This window comes from Polaribacter cellanae, assembly GCF_017569185.1.
GTDB lineage: Bacteria > Bacteroidota > Bacteroidia > Flavobacteriales > Flavobacteriaceae > Polaribacter > Polaribacter cellanae.
Genome location: NZ_CP071869.1, coordinates 2,723,709 through 2,740,402 on the forward strand (window position 1 = coordinate 2,723,709; position 16,694 = coordinate 2,740,402).

At 29.7% G+C, this 16,694-nt stretch carries 17 protein-coding genes; 6 read left to right on the plus strand and 11 right to left on the minus strand.

From position 1 onward, the window contains the following. Positions 1 to 45 precede the first annotated feature (45 nt). Positions 46 to 687, plus strand: a complete 642-nt coding sequence (locus J3359_RS12280; protein WP_208077149.1) for a DUF4271 domain-containing protein — start codon at positions 46 to 48, stop codon at positions 685 to 687. Between the two features lie 17 nt (positions 688 to 704). After that, the gene (locus tag J3359_RS12285) at positions 705 to 1,451 is read left to right on the plus strand and encodes a uroporphyrinogen-III synthase (protein WP_208077150.1); all 747 of its coding nucleotides are present in this window, start codon (positions 705 to 707) and stop codon (positions 1,449 to 1,451) included. 129 nt (positions 1,452 to 1,580) lie between these two features. On the opposite strand, the gene radA is transcribed toward J3359_RS12285, so the two are convergent. The 6 genes from radA to panC form a co-directional block, all read right to left on the minus strand. Continuing rightward, complete coding sequence (gene radA / locus J3359_RS12290) at positions 1,581 to 2,942, minus strand: DNA repair protein RadA (RefSeq protein WP_208077151.1); 1,362 nt, start codon at positions 2,940 to 2,942, stop codon at positions 1,581 to 1,583. A 91-nt stretch (positions 2,943 to 3,033) separates the two neighbouring features. Next, complete coding sequence (locus J3359_RS12295; protein ID WP_208077152.1) at positions 3,034 to 3,237, minus strand: hypothetical protein; 204 nt, start codon at positions 3,235 to 3,237, stop codon at positions 3,034 to 3,036. 245 nt (positions 3,238 to 3,482) lie between these two features. Next, on the minus strand, positions 3,483 to 3,605 hold the full coding sequence (locus J3359_RS18450; RefSeq protein WP_302850184.1) for a hypothetical protein: 123 nt from the start codon (positions 3,603 to 3,605) through the stop codon (positions 3,483 to 3,485). A 203-nt stretch (positions 3,606 to 3,808) separates the two neighbouring features. Beyond that, a complete protein-coding gene (locus tag J3359_RS12300; protein WP_208077153.1) occupies positions 3,809 to 4,771 on the minus strand; it encodes a lysylphosphatidylglycerol synthase transmembrane domain-containing protein in 963 nt (320 codons plus the stop codon). Between the two features lie 2 nt (positions 4,772 to 4,773). Further along, positions 4,774 to 5,124, minus strand: coding sequence for an aspartate 1-decarboxylase (gene panD, locus J3359_RS12305; RefSeq protein ID WP_088352642.1), 351 nt, complete (start codon positions 5,122 to 5,124; stop codon positions 4,774 to 4,776). Positions 5,125 to 5,203: 79 nt separating this feature from the next. After that, positions 5,204 to 6,052, minus strand: coding sequence for a pantoate--beta-alanine ligase (gene panC, locus J3359_RS12310; protein WP_208077154.1), 849 nt, complete (start codon positions 6,050 to 6,052; stop codon positions 5,204 to 5,206). Positions 6,053 to 6,150: 98 nt separating this feature from the next. Here panC and J3359_RS12315 point away from each other — a divergent pair, with 98 nt between their 5' ends. The 3 genes from J3359_RS12315 to glmS are packed head-to-tail and all read left to right on the plus strand — an operon-like array spanning position 6,151 to position 10,563. After that, on the plus strand, positions 6,151 to 6,960 hold the full coding sequence (locus J3359_RS12315; RefSeq protein WP_208077155.1) for a glycogen/starch synthase: 810 nt from the start codon (positions 6,151 to 6,153) through the stop codon (positions 6,958 to 6,960). A gap of 7 nt (positions 6,961 to 6,967) precedes the next feature. Next, positions 6,968 to 8,677, plus strand: a complete 1,710-nt coding sequence (locus tag J3359_RS12320) for a DUF4270 family protein (protein ID WP_208077156.1) — start codon at positions 6,968 to 6,970, stop codon at positions 8,675 to 8,677. A 29-nt stretch (positions 8,678 to 8,706) separates the two neighbouring features. After that, on the plus strand, positions 8,707 to 10,563 hold the full coding sequence (glmS, locus tag J3359_RS12325) for a glutamine--fructose-6-phosphate transaminase (isomerizing) (RefSeq protein ID WP_208077157.1): 1,857 nt from the start codon (positions 8,707 to 8,709) through the stop codon (positions 10,561 to 10,563). Between the two features lie 53 nt (positions 10,564 to 10,616). On the opposite strand, the gene J3359_RS12330 is transcribed toward glmS, so the two are convergent. Both J3359_RS12330 and J3359_RS12335 read right to left on the minus strand, forming a co-directional pair. Continuing rightward, positions 10,617 to 11,225, minus strand: a complete 609-nt coding sequence (locus tag J3359_RS12330) for an NAD(P)/FAD-dependent oxidoreductase (protein WP_208077158.1) — start codon at positions 11,223 to 11,225, stop codon at positions 10,617 to 10,619. 1 nt (position 11,226) lies between these two features. Next, entirely contained in the window at positions 11,227 to 11,811 is a 585-nt protein-coding gene (locus J3359_RS12335; RefSeq protein ID WP_208077159.1) for a MarC family protein, read from the minus strand. A gap of 87 nt (positions 11,812 to 11,898) precedes the next feature. Here J3359_RS12335 and J3359_RS12340 point away from each other — a divergent pair, with 87 nt between their 5' ends. Then, positions 11,899 to 12,468 carry a DUF3109 family protein gene (locus J3359_RS12340; RefSeq protein WP_208077160.1) on the plus strand — a complete coding sequence of 190 codons (570 nt, stop codon included), beginning with the start codon at positions 11,899 to 11,901 and terminating at the stop codon, positions 12,466 to 12,468. Here J3359_RS12340 and J3359_RS18330 read toward each other — a convergent pair. Genes J3359_RS18330 through J3359_RS12355 form a run of 3 tightly spaced genes read right to left on the minus strand, consistent with a single transcriptional unit; the run spans position 12,460 to position 16,574 of the window. Continuing rightward, the gene (locus J3359_RS18330; protein ID WP_243765909.1) at positions 12,460 to 13,911 is read right to left on the minus strand and encodes a sensor histidine kinase; all 1,452 of its coding nucleotides are present in this window, start codon (positions 13,909 to 13,911) and stop codon (positions 12,460 to 12,462) included. The genes J3359_RS12340 and J3359_RS18330 overlap by 9 nt on opposite strands. 2 nt (positions 13,912 to 13,913) lie before the next feature. Then, positions 13,914 to 15,833, minus strand: a complete 1,920-nt coding sequence (locus tag J3359_RS12350) for a tetratricopeptide repeat-containing sensor histidine kinase (RefSeq protein ID WP_208077161.1) — start codon at positions 15,831 to 15,833, stop codon at positions 13,914 to 13,916. Between the two features lie 6 nt (positions 15,834 to 15,839). Next, positions 15,840 to 16,574, minus strand: coding sequence for a LytR/AlgR family response regulator transcription factor (locus J3359_RS12355; protein WP_208077162.1), 735 nt, complete (start codon positions 16,572 to 16,574; stop codon positions 15,840 to 15,842). Positions 16,575 to 16,694 lie beyond the last annotated feature (120 nt).

Consider the following 16,694-nt stretch of genomic DNA (forward strand, 5'->3'; position numbering starts at 1 on the left):
ATTTTTTAATTACTAATTTTGTGTTAATCTTAGCAAAGACATAAAGTGCAAGCAATAGAAAAAAATTTAATAGATTCCTCTTGGATAACCATAGTTTTGGTAGTGCTTTTGGCACTTGTTGTTATTTTAAAAATTATAGATTCAGAGCGTTTAAAAGGATATGTTTTTGCGTTGTTTAATAAGGGTTTTATAGAATTGGAAGTAGAGGAAGCTCCTTCTTTTTTAGACGCATTTTACAACACGTTATTTTTATTTTCTACAACCACCTTGTCTTTAATTTTATACACTTTTTTAAGTAAGCATAATCTTGCATTCGAAACAGGTTTTTCTTCCTTTTCTTACGTTTTTTTAATTGTTGTTGGTTATTTTTTGGTAAAATGGATTCTAGAAATGTTACTTTCTCGATTATTTTTAATAAAAAATACTGTTAGATTTTATTTCGTTTCCAAATTTAGTTATTTGTATTCCATTAGCTTTTTACTCTTTATTTTGTTCGTAATAACAATGTATAGCCCTTTAAATTCGGTTGTTTTATTTTATGCTACAGTATTTTTATTTTTAGTAAGGCTAATTTTTCATATTACAAATAACAAAAACCTGATTTTTAGCCAGTTGTTTTATTTTATTTTGTACATTTGCGCCTTTGAAATAGCACCGCTATTTATACTGTTTAAATTGATGCTTTAAAATTAAAACCAAAGCGTATGAAAGTGAAAACGATTTTAGTATCGCAACCTGCACCAAAGACAGAAACTTCTCCTTATTTTGATTTGTCTGATAAACAGAAAGTAAAGATAGATTTTAGATCTTTTATTCATGTAGAAGGCATTCCTGTAAAGGAAGTAAGGTCTCAAAAAGTTGATTTTAAAAATTTTACTGCCATTATTTTAACGAGTAGAAATGCAGTAGATTACTTTTTTAAAATTGCCGAAGAAATGCGTTTTAAAGTGCCAGATGATATGAAATATTTTTGTCAGTCGGAAGCTGTTGCTTACTATTTACAAAAATACGTTGTCTACAGAAAACGTAAAATTTATGTGGGAAATAGAACTTTTCCAGATTTAATGAAGTTGATAAAAAAACACAAAACAGAAAGTTTTTTGCTACCATCTTCAGACAAATTAAAACCATTAGTTCCAGAAGAATTAGACAAATTAGGTGTAAAATGGACACGTTTAAATTTGTACAGAACCGTTGTTAGCGATTTATCGGATTTAGAAGATGTTTTTTACGACGTTTTAGTATTCTTTAGTCCATCTGGAATAGAGTCTTTATTACAAAATTTCCCAGATTTTAAACAAAACAACACAAGAATAGCTGCCTTTGGAAATTCTACAGTAAAAGCAGTTACAGATGCTGGTTTAAAGTGCGATATACAAGCGCCAACACCAGAAACACCTTCTATGACTATGGCTTTAGATAAATATATAAAATCTGTAAATAAGAAATAATTTACTTTTTTTACTATAAAATTATAGAAACCGAGCAGCAATGCTTGGTTTTTTTGTTTTCACAGGTTTTTGAAATAACTCAACCCCAACGAACCCTTTTGGGGTTATTTAAGTTTAGAAAATTAATTCCTAGGCAAACAAAGTAGCAAAAGCTTCCTCAATTTTACCAACCAAAACCAATCTTATTCCATGGTTTTTAGAAGAAATTTTATTGTATTTAGAAGCCACAAAGGTTTTGTAACCCAATTTTTCTGCTTCTAAAATTCGCTGGTTAATTTTTGAAACTGGTCTTATTTCTCCAGCCAAACCAACTTCTGCTGCGAAACATACATTAGGGTTAATTGCAATGTCTTGGTTAGAAGATAAAATGGCTGCAACCACTGCCAAATCTATTGCAGGATCGTCTACATTTATGCCTCCAGTAATATTTAAAAAAACATCTTTTGCGCCCAATTTAAAACCAGCTCTTTTTTCTAAAACAGCCAAAATCATATGCAAACGTTTTAAATTATAACCTGTTGTAGAACGTTGTGGAGTTCCATAAACTGCTGTAGAAACTAGTGCCTGAATTTCAATCATTAAAGGTCTAATTCCTTCTAAAGTACTTGCAATGGCTGTTCCACTTAAATCGGCGTCCTTTTTAGAAATTAAAATTTCAGATGGATTAGAAATTTCTCTTAATCCGTTAGAGAGCATTTCGTAAATCCCTAATTCAGAGGTAGAACCAAATCTGTTTTTTTGACTTCTTAAAATTCTATAGGTATGGTTTCTATCGCCTTCAAATTGTAAAACAACATCTACCATGTGTTCTAAAATTTTTGGGCCAGCAATATTTCCTTCTTTGTTTATATGTCCAATTAATAAAACAGGAGTGGCAGTTTCCTTGGCGAATTTTATGAGTTCTGCAGAAGTTTCTCTAATTTGAGAAATACTTCCTGGAGAAGCTTCAATATTATGGGTGTGTAAAGTTTGTATAGAATCGATTACTAAAACTTCGGGTTCGGTTTCTTCAATATTTTTGAAGATTTGCTGTGTATTTGTTTCTGTAAGAATTAAACAATTAGAATTTTTTGCATCCAATCTTTCGGCTCTCATTTTTATTTGAGATTGGCTTTCTTCACCAGAAACATACAGCACTTTCTGACTGATATTCAAGGCAACTTGCAATAATAAGGTCGATTTTCCAATTCCTGGTTCTCCACCTAAAAGCGTTACAGAACCTTTTACCAAACCACCACCTAAAACTGTGTCTAATTCGTTGTTGTTTGTAACAACTCTTTCTTCTGGATTTAGCTGAATATCAGCAATTTTTAAAGGTTTATTTATAGTTTGTTTTGCAGTTGTAGATTGTTTCCAAACGCGTTTTTCTTCTTTTTGGATAATTTCTTCTACAATGGTATTCCATTCTTTACAAGCGCCACATTGCCCAACCCATTTTGCGTGTTGCGTTCCACAATTCTGACAGAAAAAAGTTGTTTTGGTTTTGGCCATTTTAAATAAGTTGCAAAGTTTTTAGAGTAACAAAGTTACAAAGTTTTTGAATTGAAACTCATCAAATTAATAGAACTTGTTAGTTATAATTTTACAAATTTGGAGCTGTTAAATTTTCTGGGTTTTTATAAGTATTAAAAACACGAAGAATTCTAATTTTATTATCGTTTTTAGGAACGTAAATAGCTTTATAGTTTCTAACAACTATTCTTCTGCAAGGTTCTCCTAAAATTTCATCTATTTGAAATTGAGTTATAAAATGGATATTAATAGCTGTATCAAAAATATCATTCACAATATTTGAAGCTAAATTATCTGAAAGTGTTTTTTTCTTTTACGTATTCAAATATTTTTTCTAAATCTTGTTCAGCTTTTAAAGACCAATCTACTTTTAGTCTCATTTACCAGGAAGCTATTTTCTTTTTCAAATTTTCTGAAGTAATAAAATGACCTTCTTTCATTCTTCTTTCTGCTTCTTTTATTTTTTGAACGTAAGTTTCTTTGGTTAAAGCTTCTCCATCGATTGTATAGCCAACAATTTCAGACGATTTTTTTTTCGTTTTTTGAATGTATATTATAAATAGCCTCTATTTCTTTTAGAACATTTTCATCTGTTTCTAAAATCCATTTAGATAATGCGATTCTTTTTTCTTTTGAGTTCATAAGATTGCTTTTATCAAAGATAACAATTTTTAAATAATGTATTTTGCTTAAGATTTCCTAAAAGTTAGCAGGTAAGTGCGTTAGCGATTGAAACGACATCCTTTTTGCTTTTTTGCAAAAAGATATAGTGGAAAGCGCGACCCTTAGGGAACGCCCAAAATAAAAAAATTAATCCTTAAAATTTCGAGTTTTAAAAATTTTAGTTAATTTTTGGGAATTAAAGTTTGTTTTCTATTATAGATAGGCAATAGTAAAAATGCCAAACCTCCAAAAATTACAATCATGGCTGTTTGTGCGGTCCACATAATCCACCCGAAAGCGATTGCAGGTTCTTCTGAAATTCCGAATAAAGCTAAAGCTCCAGCAACAGCAACTGGATATAAACCAATGCCACCATTTGTTGCAGCAATGGCAAACCCACCAGCAATAAAACCAATTAAAATTCCACCTATAGGAACATTTAAACCTTCAATTGCAGGAATTGTTGCCCAAAACATGGCTACATACATTGCCCAAATAAAAATGGTATGAAATATAAATGTCCATTTGTTTTTTAACTTAAAGATGCTTGTAATGCCTTCAATTAAACCAGAAATAAAGGTTTTAATTTTTAATAGAAAACCTGAATTTGCTTTTTTTAAGTAGAATCTAAAAATAAAAAATGCAATAATAAAAAGAACCAACCCAGTAATTATTCTTGTTGGATTAAAATTTTTGGTCAATAGTTCATAAATAAAATCGAATTGTAAAAAAAGTGTGATTGCAACTATGGAAAGCATCATTATTAAATCTGCAATTCTTTCTGCGACAATGGTTCCAAAACATTTTTCGAAAGGGATTTTCTCGTAGTTTGCCATTACAGTTGCTCTGGAAATTTCCCCAGCTCTTGGCAAAGCTAAATTTACCAAATAACCAACTAAAACTGCCAAAACACTATTGGTAAATCTGGGTTTAAACCCTAAAGGTTCTAACATAAACTTCCATCTATAAGCTCTAGAAAGGTGGCTTAAAATTCCGAAAAACAATCCAAGAAAAATCCAACTATAATTGGCTTCTTTAAAGTATTTTCCTAAAGTTTCTAAAGAAATTTCTGATAAGGAATACCAAACTAAAAAACCTCCCAAAGTGAGAGGTAATATGGTTTTTAAGATTTTTTTAATGTTCAAAACTAGGTAAGAGTGTTGTCTTTTTCATTTGGGAAAACCAGTTGAGGTTTAAAAACTTTTGCTTCTTCTAATTCCATAAACGCATACACAATTAAAATTAAAACATCGCCAACTGCAACTAAACGTGAAGCTGCACCATTTAAGGTAATTTCTCCACTTCCTCTTGGACCAGGAATTGCATAAGTTTCGAGACGATTTCCATTATTGTTGTTTACAATTTGAACGCGTTCGCCTTCGATAATTCCTGCAGCATCCATTAAATCTTCGTCTATGGTTATGCTTCCTATATAATTTAAATCGGCACCTGTAACTTTTACTCGGTGGATTTTAGATTTTACTACTTGTACTAACATTTGGCAAAAATAGGTATTTTTTTAGTTAAACTAATCCCGATTTTAGATCGGGATTATAATTTTAAAAGTCTGTTTTAATTTAATTTTTTAAACGAATGTTATCAATCAATCTTATTTTTCCTGCAAATACAGCAATAAACGCACGATATTTTTTATTAGATTCTTCGGTTTCTACTGTTTCTAATGTTTTTTCATTAGCAATTGTAAAGTATTCTAATGTTAATAAAGGTTGCTTTTTAAATTGATTTTCTACCCATTCGTTAATTTCAGAAACACTTTTCGTACCAAATTTTTTATTAACTTTTTTAAGTGTTTTAAAAATAAAAGGTGCAATTTCTCTTTGTTCAGTCGATAAACGAACATTTCTAGAACTCATTGCCAAACCATCTTCTTCTCTAAAGATAGGGCAACCTTTAATTTTTACGGGAAGTTTGTTTTTTTGCACCATTTTTTTAATGATTTGCAACTGTTGAAAGTCTTTTTGTCCGAAATAAGCTTTATCGGGTCCTACAATTTCGAATAATGCTTTTACAATGGTTCCAACACCATCGAAATGACCGTCTCTAAATTTCCCTTCCATTTGATGCTCTAAACCATCGAAATTAAACTTTGTAGATACGATATTTTTAGCATAAATCTCCTCCACAGATGGCGAAAACAAGACATCGCAAGAAACCGATTTTAACAGTTTAATATCCTCTTCTAAATTTTTTGGGTATTTCTTAAGATCCTCTGCATTATTAAATTGTGTAGGATTTACGAAAATACTTACCACAACAACATCATTTTTTTTCTTTGCTTTTTTAATTAAAGACAAATGCCCTTGGTGTAAAGCGCCCATTGTTGGTACAAAACCAATGGTTTTATTGTTGCTTTTATAGTCTAAAAGACAGCGCTTTAAGTCTTTTTTGTTGTTGAATTCTTTCATTTTAAAAATCTTGATAATGACTGCAAACTTAGCATTTTAACACGATATTTGCATATTAATTTGTACTTTTGCGAATCTTATAAAAAGAGTTTGATTTAATGAAGGACAAGAGAATTTTATTTGTTTCCTCGGAAGTAGTACCATACTTACCAGAAACAGAACTATCGTCAACTGCTTTTAATGCTGCTAAAAACGCACATTCTAAAGGAGTGCAAACTAGAATTTTTATGCCAAGGTTTGGTGTTATTAACGAGCGTAGGCACCAATTACACGAAGTAATTCGTCTTTCTGGGATGAACTTGGTTGTTAATGATATGGACATGCCTTTAATTATTAAGGTTGCTTCTATTCCAAAAGAAAGAATGCAGGTTTATTTTATCGATAACGAAGAATATTTCAAGAGAAAAGCCGTTTTTACAGATGAAGACGATCAACTTTTTCCAGATAACGACGAAAGAGCTATCTTTTTTGCCAAAGGAGTAATCGAAACTGTTAAAAAATTAAATTGGGCACCAGATATTATTCATGTTCATGGATGGTTAGCATCTTTATTGCCTTTGTATTTAAAGGAATATTATAACGAAGAACCTTTGTTTACAGAAAGTAAAATTGTAACTTCTATTTATAACGATACTTTCGAGAATACGTTAAATGAAAATTTGGCAGATAAAGTAAAGTTCGATTTAAAAGATGCTTCGAAAACGGAAACGATTAAAACACCTAACCATACCAATATATTAAAAAGTGCTATCGAAAATTCCGACGCGATTATTCATGGTAGTGAAACGATTTCCGAAGAGTTATCTTCTTTTATTGAAGGAAAAGATATTCCCGTATTAGAATTCCAATCGGAAAATTTTAAAGAAAGTTATTTAAATTTTTATACTGATTTAGTTTCAGTTAATTAATTGTTATATGGTTAAAAATAGTATTAGAAAAACAACACAAGTTGGTGTTTTGTTTTTATTATTTGCAGGAATAATTTCTTGCGAAAAAGATTTTACGGATATTGATAGTGGTGTTATTAGCAACACAAAATTTTCTACAGGAGAAGTTGCCTTAGATATAGAAATTAGTACTATAAATTTAAATAGTGTTGTTGCAGATAATATATCTACCACAAATGCAAGCAATATTGGTTTACCAATATTAAAAAACAATACACCTTTTCCTGTAGATTATTGGTTAGGGGTTTACAACAATGCAAATGCAAAAAAATTAGAAGCGGGTTTTGCATCTCAAATAGCTTTTCCTTCTAAAAAATTAATTACTCGCGAAGTTGTTGCAGATGGAGATACTATCTTTAACTTAGATAAAGTTGTTTTAAAACTTCCATACACAGCAGTCTCATTAGGTGCAAATAAAGAAGGGATTGTAACATACAGATTAGACTCTATTTTAGGAAACAAAGATGCTTTAACAAATGTCGAGGTGTATAGAAACCCAACCCAATTATATGCATTAAACCCACAAGATCCTTCTAAATCTAATTCTTATGCCTCTAATTTTAATTATAATGAAACAGAATTATTAACAAAAGATACTAATTTTTCTTTTAAACCTTCACCCACAGATACTATTTTTGAGTTTTTTAGAATTGATAGAAGCGAAGATGTAAATAGTACAGAACTCGTAAAAGATACACTTAAGATTTTAAATAGTTCAAAGAAGGCCATTCCTTTTTTAGCCATTCCATTAGATTTAAACAAAATGAAAACTACCTTTTGGGACAAATTTAATGATACCGAGTTTTCTTCTCCAGAAGAATTTCAAAAATATTTTAAAGGTATTATTTTAAAAGCAAAAGGTAATGATGGTGTATTGGTGCCTTTTAACTTAATAAATAATAGAGAAGCATCTATAGACTTTTTATATTCTAAAACCATTCTAAAAAATAATGTTGTAGATAAAGTTCTCAAAGAAGATTATACATTTTCTTTGGCAGGTATTAAAAACAACATTTACAATACAAACAATATTGTGCCAGTACCAACAAATAGTTTTGTTGTACAAGGAACAGCAGGTTTGTCTGCAGAGGTAAAAGTTTTAGGAATTAATTTACAAACTTTACGTACAGAAAACCCAACACACCCAATTCTTGAATATGTAAATAAAGATATAGACAATAATAATTATTTAGATTTAAAAGAATTGGCTTCAATAAAAGACATTAGTAACAATGAATTTGGTCTTTTAGTAAATGATGCAGATTTAACTTTCTTTGTAAATAATACATTAAGTTCTACTCCAAATACTTTACCACAAAGATTGTATGTTTATCAAAATAAAGATAACGGAAAAGGTGGAGTAACCCCAACTCATCTATCAGATTCTTATAAAGAAACAAATAGTTTTAATGGAAAATTAGTAAATAACAACAAGATTCCTGAAAAATATACCTTTAAAATTACAGATTATATTTCAAATTTAATGGATGGTACTTCTAAAGATTTTTCTCCTTTAGTTTTAAAAGTTTATAATTCTACAGATAATCCTTTAGTTAGTGGATCTTTAAATAAAAATGTTTTACAATATAATTGGAACCCAAGATCGGTAGTTTTATATGATGAAAATTCCAACAATAAAGCAAAGTTGAAAATATCCTTTACAAGGAAAAAAAATTAACCAGCCAATTTAAATTAAAAATAATTATTATGTGTGGAATTACAGGATATATTGGTTATAGAGATGCTTACCCTATTGTAATAAATGGTCTTAAAAGACTAGAATATAGAGGTTATGATAGTGCAGGAATAATGATGTATGATGGAGATAAAATACAACTATCTAAAACTAAAGGAAAGGTTTCCGATTTAGAAGTAATTACAAAGGAAGAAGAAGAAAGAAAAAAGGGAAATATAGGAATGGGGCATACTCGTTGGGCAACACATGGTGTACCAAATGATGTAAATTCTCATCCACATTACTCTCAAAGTGGAGATTTAGTAATTGTTCATAATGGAATAATTGAGAACTACGATACTTTAAGAAAAGAATTAATTACTAGAGGTTATACTTTTAAAAGCGATACAGATACAGAAGTTCTTGTAAACTTTATCGAAGAAGTTAAAAAACAAGAAGGTTGTAAATTAGGACAAGCAGTTCAATTAGCTTTAAAAAATGTAATTGGAGCTTATGCAATTGCTGTTTTCGATAAAAGCAAACCAAACGAAATTATTGTTGCACGTTTGGGAAGTCCAATTGCTATTGGAGTTGGTAAAGAAAATTCGGAATTTTTTGTGGCCTCAGACGCTTCACCATTTATAGAATATACTAAAGATGCTATTTATCTGGAAGATGAAGAAATGGCAATAATTAAATTAGGCAAAGGAATTAAAGTTCGTAAAATTAACGACGATTCTTTAGTGGATGCAAATATTCAAGAATTACAATTAAGCTTAGAGCAAATAGAAAAAGGTGGTTACGACCATTTTATGTTAAAGGAAATCCACGAGCAACCAAAAGCTATTTTAGATACGTATCGTGGAAGAATGTTGGCAGACGAAGGCATTATTAGAATGGCTGGCATAGACGACCATATAAACAAATTTATGAATGCCCAAAGAATTATCATAGTTGCTTGTGGTACTTCTTGGCATGGTGGTTTGGTTGGAGAATATTTAATAGAAGAGTTTGCTAGAATTCCTGTAGAGGTAGAATATGCATCTGAATTTAGGTATAGAAACCCAATAGTAACCTCTAAAGATATTGTAATTGCTATATCTCAATCTGGTGAAACTGCAGATACACTTGCGGCTATAAAGTTAGCAAAATCTAAAGGTGCATTTGTATTTGGTATTTGCAATGTTGTTGGCTCTTCTATTGCAAGAGAAACAGATGCAGGTGCTTACACGCATGCAGGTCCAGAAATAGGAGTTGCATCTACAAAAGCATTTACAACACAAATTACTGTTTTAACACTTATCGCTTTAAAATTAGCATCTAAAAAAGGAGAGCTTTCTAAGCCAGAATTGAGCTCTCTTTTACAAAAAATGCAATTAATTCCTGGTAAAATAGAAAATCTTTTAAAGATAGACGATAAAGTAAAAGAAATTGCAGCAGTTTATAAAGATGCTCCAAACTGCTTATACTTAGGTAGAGGTTTTAACTTTCCTGTGGCTTTAGAAGGCGCTTTAAAGTTGAAAGAAATCTCTTACATTCATGCAGAAGGCTATCCAGCAGCAGAAATGAAACATGGCCCTATTGCTTTAATAGACGAGAATATGCCTATTGTTGTAATTGCAACAAACAAAGGACATTACGAAAAAGTAGTAAGTAACATTCAGGAAATAAAATCGAGAGCAGGTAAAATTATTGCAATCGTTACTGAAGGAGACACACAAGTAAAAGAAATTGCAGATCATGTAATTGAAATTCCTGAAACAGAAGAAGCTTTAACGCCGCTTTTAACGACAATTCCTTTACAATTACTTTCTTACCACATTGCAGTAATGTTAGGTAAAAACGTAGATCAGCCAAGAAATTTAGCAAAATCGGTTACTGTAGAGTAATTGTTTTGTAATGACGATAAACTAAAAATCCAGCTAATATAGCTGGATTTTTTTTATGAAATTTTATCGTGAACTTTCGTATGATTTCCATCATTCCAAAGTGTTAAAATATCTGTGGCTACAGAAGCTCCACTTCCTGCTGCAATTGCAAACTGACTTCGCCAACCAGCAATGGTTCCACAACAATACAAGCCATTTTTTATCAAGTGATTTTCGTTTTTAAGTTGAATTCTATCTTTCTCTGGATTCGATTTTTTATGTGGAATTAAAAAAGCATCCAAACCTTTAATCGTAAATGGTTTCGAGTAATTTAAAGCAACCACCACAATTTTAGAAAAATACGTTTCTTTATTGGTTGTAATTTTAAAACCATGGCTAATTTCTTCAACAATTAGAACTTTTTCGTTTTCTATTTGAGAAATATGAGGATACAATGTAGCCAATTGTGCCTTTCCTTCAATTAAAATATCGCTTCCTAATTTGTTAGGAGAAAGCCCTAAAACATTGTTAAACAACGCATTTTGTAAATGAGATGCTTTTTGATGTAGAATAATACCAATATTTTTATCGGCAGCAAAAGCCTTATTTTTTGCAGAGGCTAAAACAAGAGCACACTGCATTCCAGAAACACCACCACCAATAATTAGAGTATCGAAATTCATATTAAGCAAATAACATTTTAATGTTTGCAGCGAATAATTTTACAGCAATCGCTAATAAAACAACACCAAATACTTTTCTAATAATTTGTATTCCTGTTGGGCCAATTAAACGTTCTATTTTCGACGATGTTTTTAAAACTATATAAATAACAATTACATTTAAAAGTACAGCTACTATTATATTTTCTATAGAGAATTCTGCTCGCAAAGAAAGTAAAGTGGTTAAACTTCCAGGACCTGCAATTAAAGGAAAAGCCAATGGAAAAACAGTGGCAGTAATTGTTCCAGAATCTCCATGGTCTTTATAAAGTGTTATTCCTAAAATCATTTCTAAAGCGATAAAAAACAAGATAAAAGAACCTGCAACTGCGAAAGAATTTACATCAATACCAATTAAACTTAATAGACTTTGTCCTAAAAACAAAAAGAACACCATAATTACACCCGCAATTAAAGAAGCCTTCTCAGACTGAATATGCCCTGCTTTTTTACGTAAATCTATAATAATAGGTATATTTCCTATAATATCGATAACCGCAAACAATACCATAAATGCCGTTAATATTTCTTTTGGATTAAAATTCATCTTTTTTTTTAAAATTTTTTGCAAAATTAGTCAACTAACTTTACTAAAGTGTAAATTTAAAGAAAAAAAAACACCTATTTTTGCGACATGTTTCAGTTAGGAAAAACAATTATATCAGAAGATATTATAGAAAAAGATTTTGTGTGCAACTTATCTGCATGTAAAGGATCTTGTTGTGTAGATGGCGAAGCTGGTGCACCTTTAGATAAAGAGGAAACTAAGATTTTGGAGGAAATTTATCCGAAAGTAAAACCTTTTTTAAGAAAAGAAGGTATTGCAGTTATCGAAAAGGAAGGTACTTGGGTAACCAGTGAATGGGGCGAATTAGAAACTCCATTAATTAACGGAAAAGATTGTGCTTATGTTATTTTCGATGAGAAAAAAACGGCACTTTGTGGTATTGAAGAAGCCTATAATTCTGGAGAAATCGAATGGAAAAAACCAGTTTCTTGCCATTTATACCCAATTAGAGTAAAAGATTATAGTGAGTTTGCTGCTGTAAATTACCACAAGTGGGAAATTTGTGACGATGCTTGTTCTTTAGGAAAAGAATTGCAAGTGCCAGTTTACAAATTTGTAAAACAAGCTTTGGTAAGAAAATTTGGGCAAAATTGGTATGACGAATTAGAAAAAGTGGCTGCTAAACATTTAGAGTAAGGGTATTTTTACCATTACTTTTGTGCCTAAAGCTTTTCCATTTTCATCTTTTAAATCGGTATAATTTATCGAGTAATTTTTTTGAGAGCCTTTTACAAAATTGGCTAATCTGTCTTTGGTAAGTGCAATTCCTATCGATTTTCTATTAATTGATTTTTCTGATTTTATTTTGGCGGAAGCTGCTCTCCCTATTCCATTATCTTTTATGGTAAATTGAATAAAATTTGCCTCTTTTTTATCAATGGAAAGCACAATTTTTTTGTCCTCCTTTTTAGAAGACAATCCATGCCATAAAGCGTTTTCTAAAAAAGGTTGTAATACTAAAGGTGGCACTTTTATGGTTTCTAAACTTACATTTTCATCTACTTTAATTTGAAAATCGATTTCATTCGAAAAACGAATATTTTCTATGGTCATATACAAATCCATTGTTTCCAATTCTTCTTGTAAAGAAATTTCTTTGGTATTAGAAGCTTCTAAAATTTTACGAATTAGTTTCGAAAACTTATTTAAATATCTAGCCGCAAGTTTAGATTCGTTATTTATAATATAAAGTTTGATAGAATTTAACACATTAAAAATAAAATGCGGATTCATTTGACTTAACAAACTTGTTAATTTAAGCTCGTTAATTTGTTTTTCGTACAATGCTTCTATTTCCGATAGTTTGTAATGCTCTACTTTTTCAGATAACTTTTCGTTTAATTGGTCTTTTAATTTTTCGTTTTTTTGAAATTCTTCAATCAGTAATTTGTTGTAATTGTCTCTTTCTTGTCTGTAAATATGGTATTTATAACCTAAACCAACAGAAATAACAAGAGCTTCTAAGCAAATACCAATCATAAAAAAATCGATTGGTCTTATATAGCCAAATGTATAAATATTTGATAAACTAAAATAAAGTGAAACCAGAGAAAATCCTAAGAAAAACAAAAATCCAACTACAAAAAAACTGTTTATTTTATCTTTAAAATTGTAGATTACTTTTAAGAAAAAGCCAATTACAAATAAAGAAATGGGCATATATACAAAAATGAAATATTTTGAAAAATAGGCTCCTTTAAAAAAGAATAAGTCTATTAAAAAAACGACTAAACTTATTATAAAAGAAGCAAATACATAAATATAAATGTTTTTTGAAAGCTTTTTATCTTTTTGTTCGATATTTAAAAAATGAATAGAAAACCAAGTGTATAAAACCCAGTAAAAAACTTGAATAACCCAATTAGAGGCTTTAAAAAAAGCACTGAATTTTATAACAATTGCATTTGAAAAATCGTTAGGCGTTTTCGGAATTAAATAAACCAAAACCAAAAATAAATAACCTGCATAAATAGCAAAGCTCTTGTCTTTTGTAAAGAAATATGTGCTACAATGGTATATAATTAAGATGCATAATGTACCTTGTAAAAACGTTGGAAAAACTTTAAAAAAGAGCTCCATAATTATTGAGTTGGAATTTTTAGAATTACTTTTGTGCCCAAAGAATTTTTATCTCTATCTACCAAATCATTAAAAAAGATACTAAAAGGATTTTTAAAGTCTTTTATAAAGTTATTTAGGCGTTCTATAGTTATTTCTATACCTATCGATTTACGCTGAATTACTTTGTTCGACTTTATTTTCGCGGATGCTTTTCTACCAATTCCATTGTCTTCTATATCTATTTGAATAAAATCGTGAGACAACTTTTTAACAGATAAACTAATTTTTTTAGCTCCCTTTTTAGAGGATAGCCCATGCCAAAGTGCATTTTCTAAAAAAGGCTGTAAAACTAATGGAGGTACTTTAATTTTAGACAAATCTAAACTCTTATCTACTTGAATGTTGTAACTAATTTCGTTAGAAAAACGGATGTTTTCAATATTCATATACAAATCCATCGTTTCTAACTCTTCTTGTAAAGTCACTTCTTTTAAAGCAGAAGATTCTAATATTTTACGAATTAGTTTCGAGAATTTGTTTAAATAATAGACCGCATTTTTCTGCTCGTTATTAATAATATAATGTTTAATAGAATTTAGTGCATTAAAAATAAAATGCGGATTCATTTGTGTGCGTAAAACATCTTGTTCTAAGGTTAAAATTCTCTTTTCATTTTCAAACAAACGTTGTCTATACAAAAAGTATAAAATTGCCAAAAAGAGCAAGAGTGTAATAAAGGCTATAATCCAAAAATTTCTGTTTTTTATCAATTGCAATTGCGCAATTTCATTTTGTTTTGCTAAATTTTTAAGTTGATTGGTTTTGCGTTCACTATCGTATTTTATAATAATGTCATTTACATATTTACTGGTTTTATCATTTAGCAACTCATTAGAAATACTCGTGTATTTTTTATAATATTTTAAGGCTTCTTTATAATTTTTAGTAAGTTGATTGTACTCAGAATAATTCGTGTAAATTTCGGTTAAAGCAGTTTTGTAATTTCTTTTTTCAGCAATTTCTAAGCTAATTTTAAAATGTTCTTTTGCTTTTGCATAATTGTTTGTTTTTGTGGCTACCCAACCCAAATTATTATTTATTAAGGCAATGTAATATTGGTTTTTTACACTTTTTGCAATAGGCACTGCCTCTTTTAAAAACGTTTTTGCTTTCGAATATTCGCCTTTTTTAATATGCAACTTACCAAGCCTATTATAGCAAATCATCCGTCCATAATGGTTGTTAATACTTTTGTCTATAGCTAGGGCTTTTTGGGTGTAAAAAATCGCCAAATTTAAACTGTCTTGTGCTTCTTTTACCTTGGCAATATTTTCGTTATTGATAGAAAGCGACCATTTATTACCAGATTTTTCAGCATTTTCTATCGCTTTTTTAAAACTGTTTTCAGCCAAACTGTATTGCTCTAAAAGAATGTAAATGTTTCCAATACTGTTGTAAGAAACTTCCATACTTCTTAACACTCCAGAATTGGGTTGCTCTATTTTTTCGGCAATTTCTAAGGCTTTTTTGTTATAATCGATAGCAGATGTATAAATATTTTTTCGTCTATAATCTACCCCCAACATATTTAAACTAAAAATTTGGAACTCTTTATTAGCTGCTACTTCTAAAGCTTTTTTGTGGGTTTCTATAGCTTTATCGTATTTGGAATATTTTCTATAAACATTACCCAATTTAATATATTCGTAAGCCAAACCATTTTTATAATTGGCAACTAAAAATTGATCGATAATGGTTTTCACCTTAACAGAATCTCTCTGAAAAGGCTTTAAAATTTTATCTATTTCTTTATAAGTATTGGGTTTTGTTTGTAGAATACTATTTACACTTTTGGCTAAAGTTCTTTTTTTATTTTGTGAAAATAAAGAAATTGAAAAACCGAATATTATAAATAGAAAAAGTTGCTTTTTTACAATCATAAACAATTATATTTTTTTTAGAAAAGCAGATTTTTTTTGTCTGGAAACAGGAATCTTAGCGTTGTTTTCTAAAACCACATAGCCATCTGTTTTTAAAAATTCTTTTATTTTATGAAGGTTGATAATGTAAGAGTTATGAATTCTAAAAAAATGGTCTGTAGGTAATAATTCGTCTATTTCTTTCAACTTTTTTGTAACCACAATTTTCTTATTATCAGCTAAAAAAAGCGTAGAGTAATTGCCATCTGAAGCCACGTAAAAAATATCTTTTGGTTCTAAGAAAACCAATTTTCCATCTGTATTTATGGTAATTTTTTTATGATTCAGTTTTTTGTTAAATTTTAGCAACATGTCTTCAAATTTATTTGCTGTAAATCCTTTTTCGCTGTGTTTTTTAATTTTTGCAATGGTTTCCTTTAAATCGTCTGTATCTATAGGTTTTAGTAAATAGTCTATGGCTTCTTTTTTTAATGCAGTAATGGCATATTCGTTATAAGCTGTGGTAATTACTACAGCAAAATCTTTTTTATTGAGTTTTTCTAAAAACTGAAAACCATCCATAGTTGGCATTTCTATATCTAAAAAAAGACAATCTATTTCTGAGGAATTTAAGTAAGGAATTGCCTTTTCTGGCTCTGTAAAAGTAGCGATTACTTCCAGTTCATCTTCAAAATTAGACAATTCCCAAGTAAGACCTTTTATGGCTTTCGGTTCGTCGTCTATAATTACAGCTCTAATCATGGTGGTCAATTTTATCAAAGTTAAAATATATTTATCAAACCTACTTTACAGATGTACAAATTGTTCTTTTTCGATTATAAACAGGTATTAATAGCTTGTAAATGGTATGTTTTATTGCGT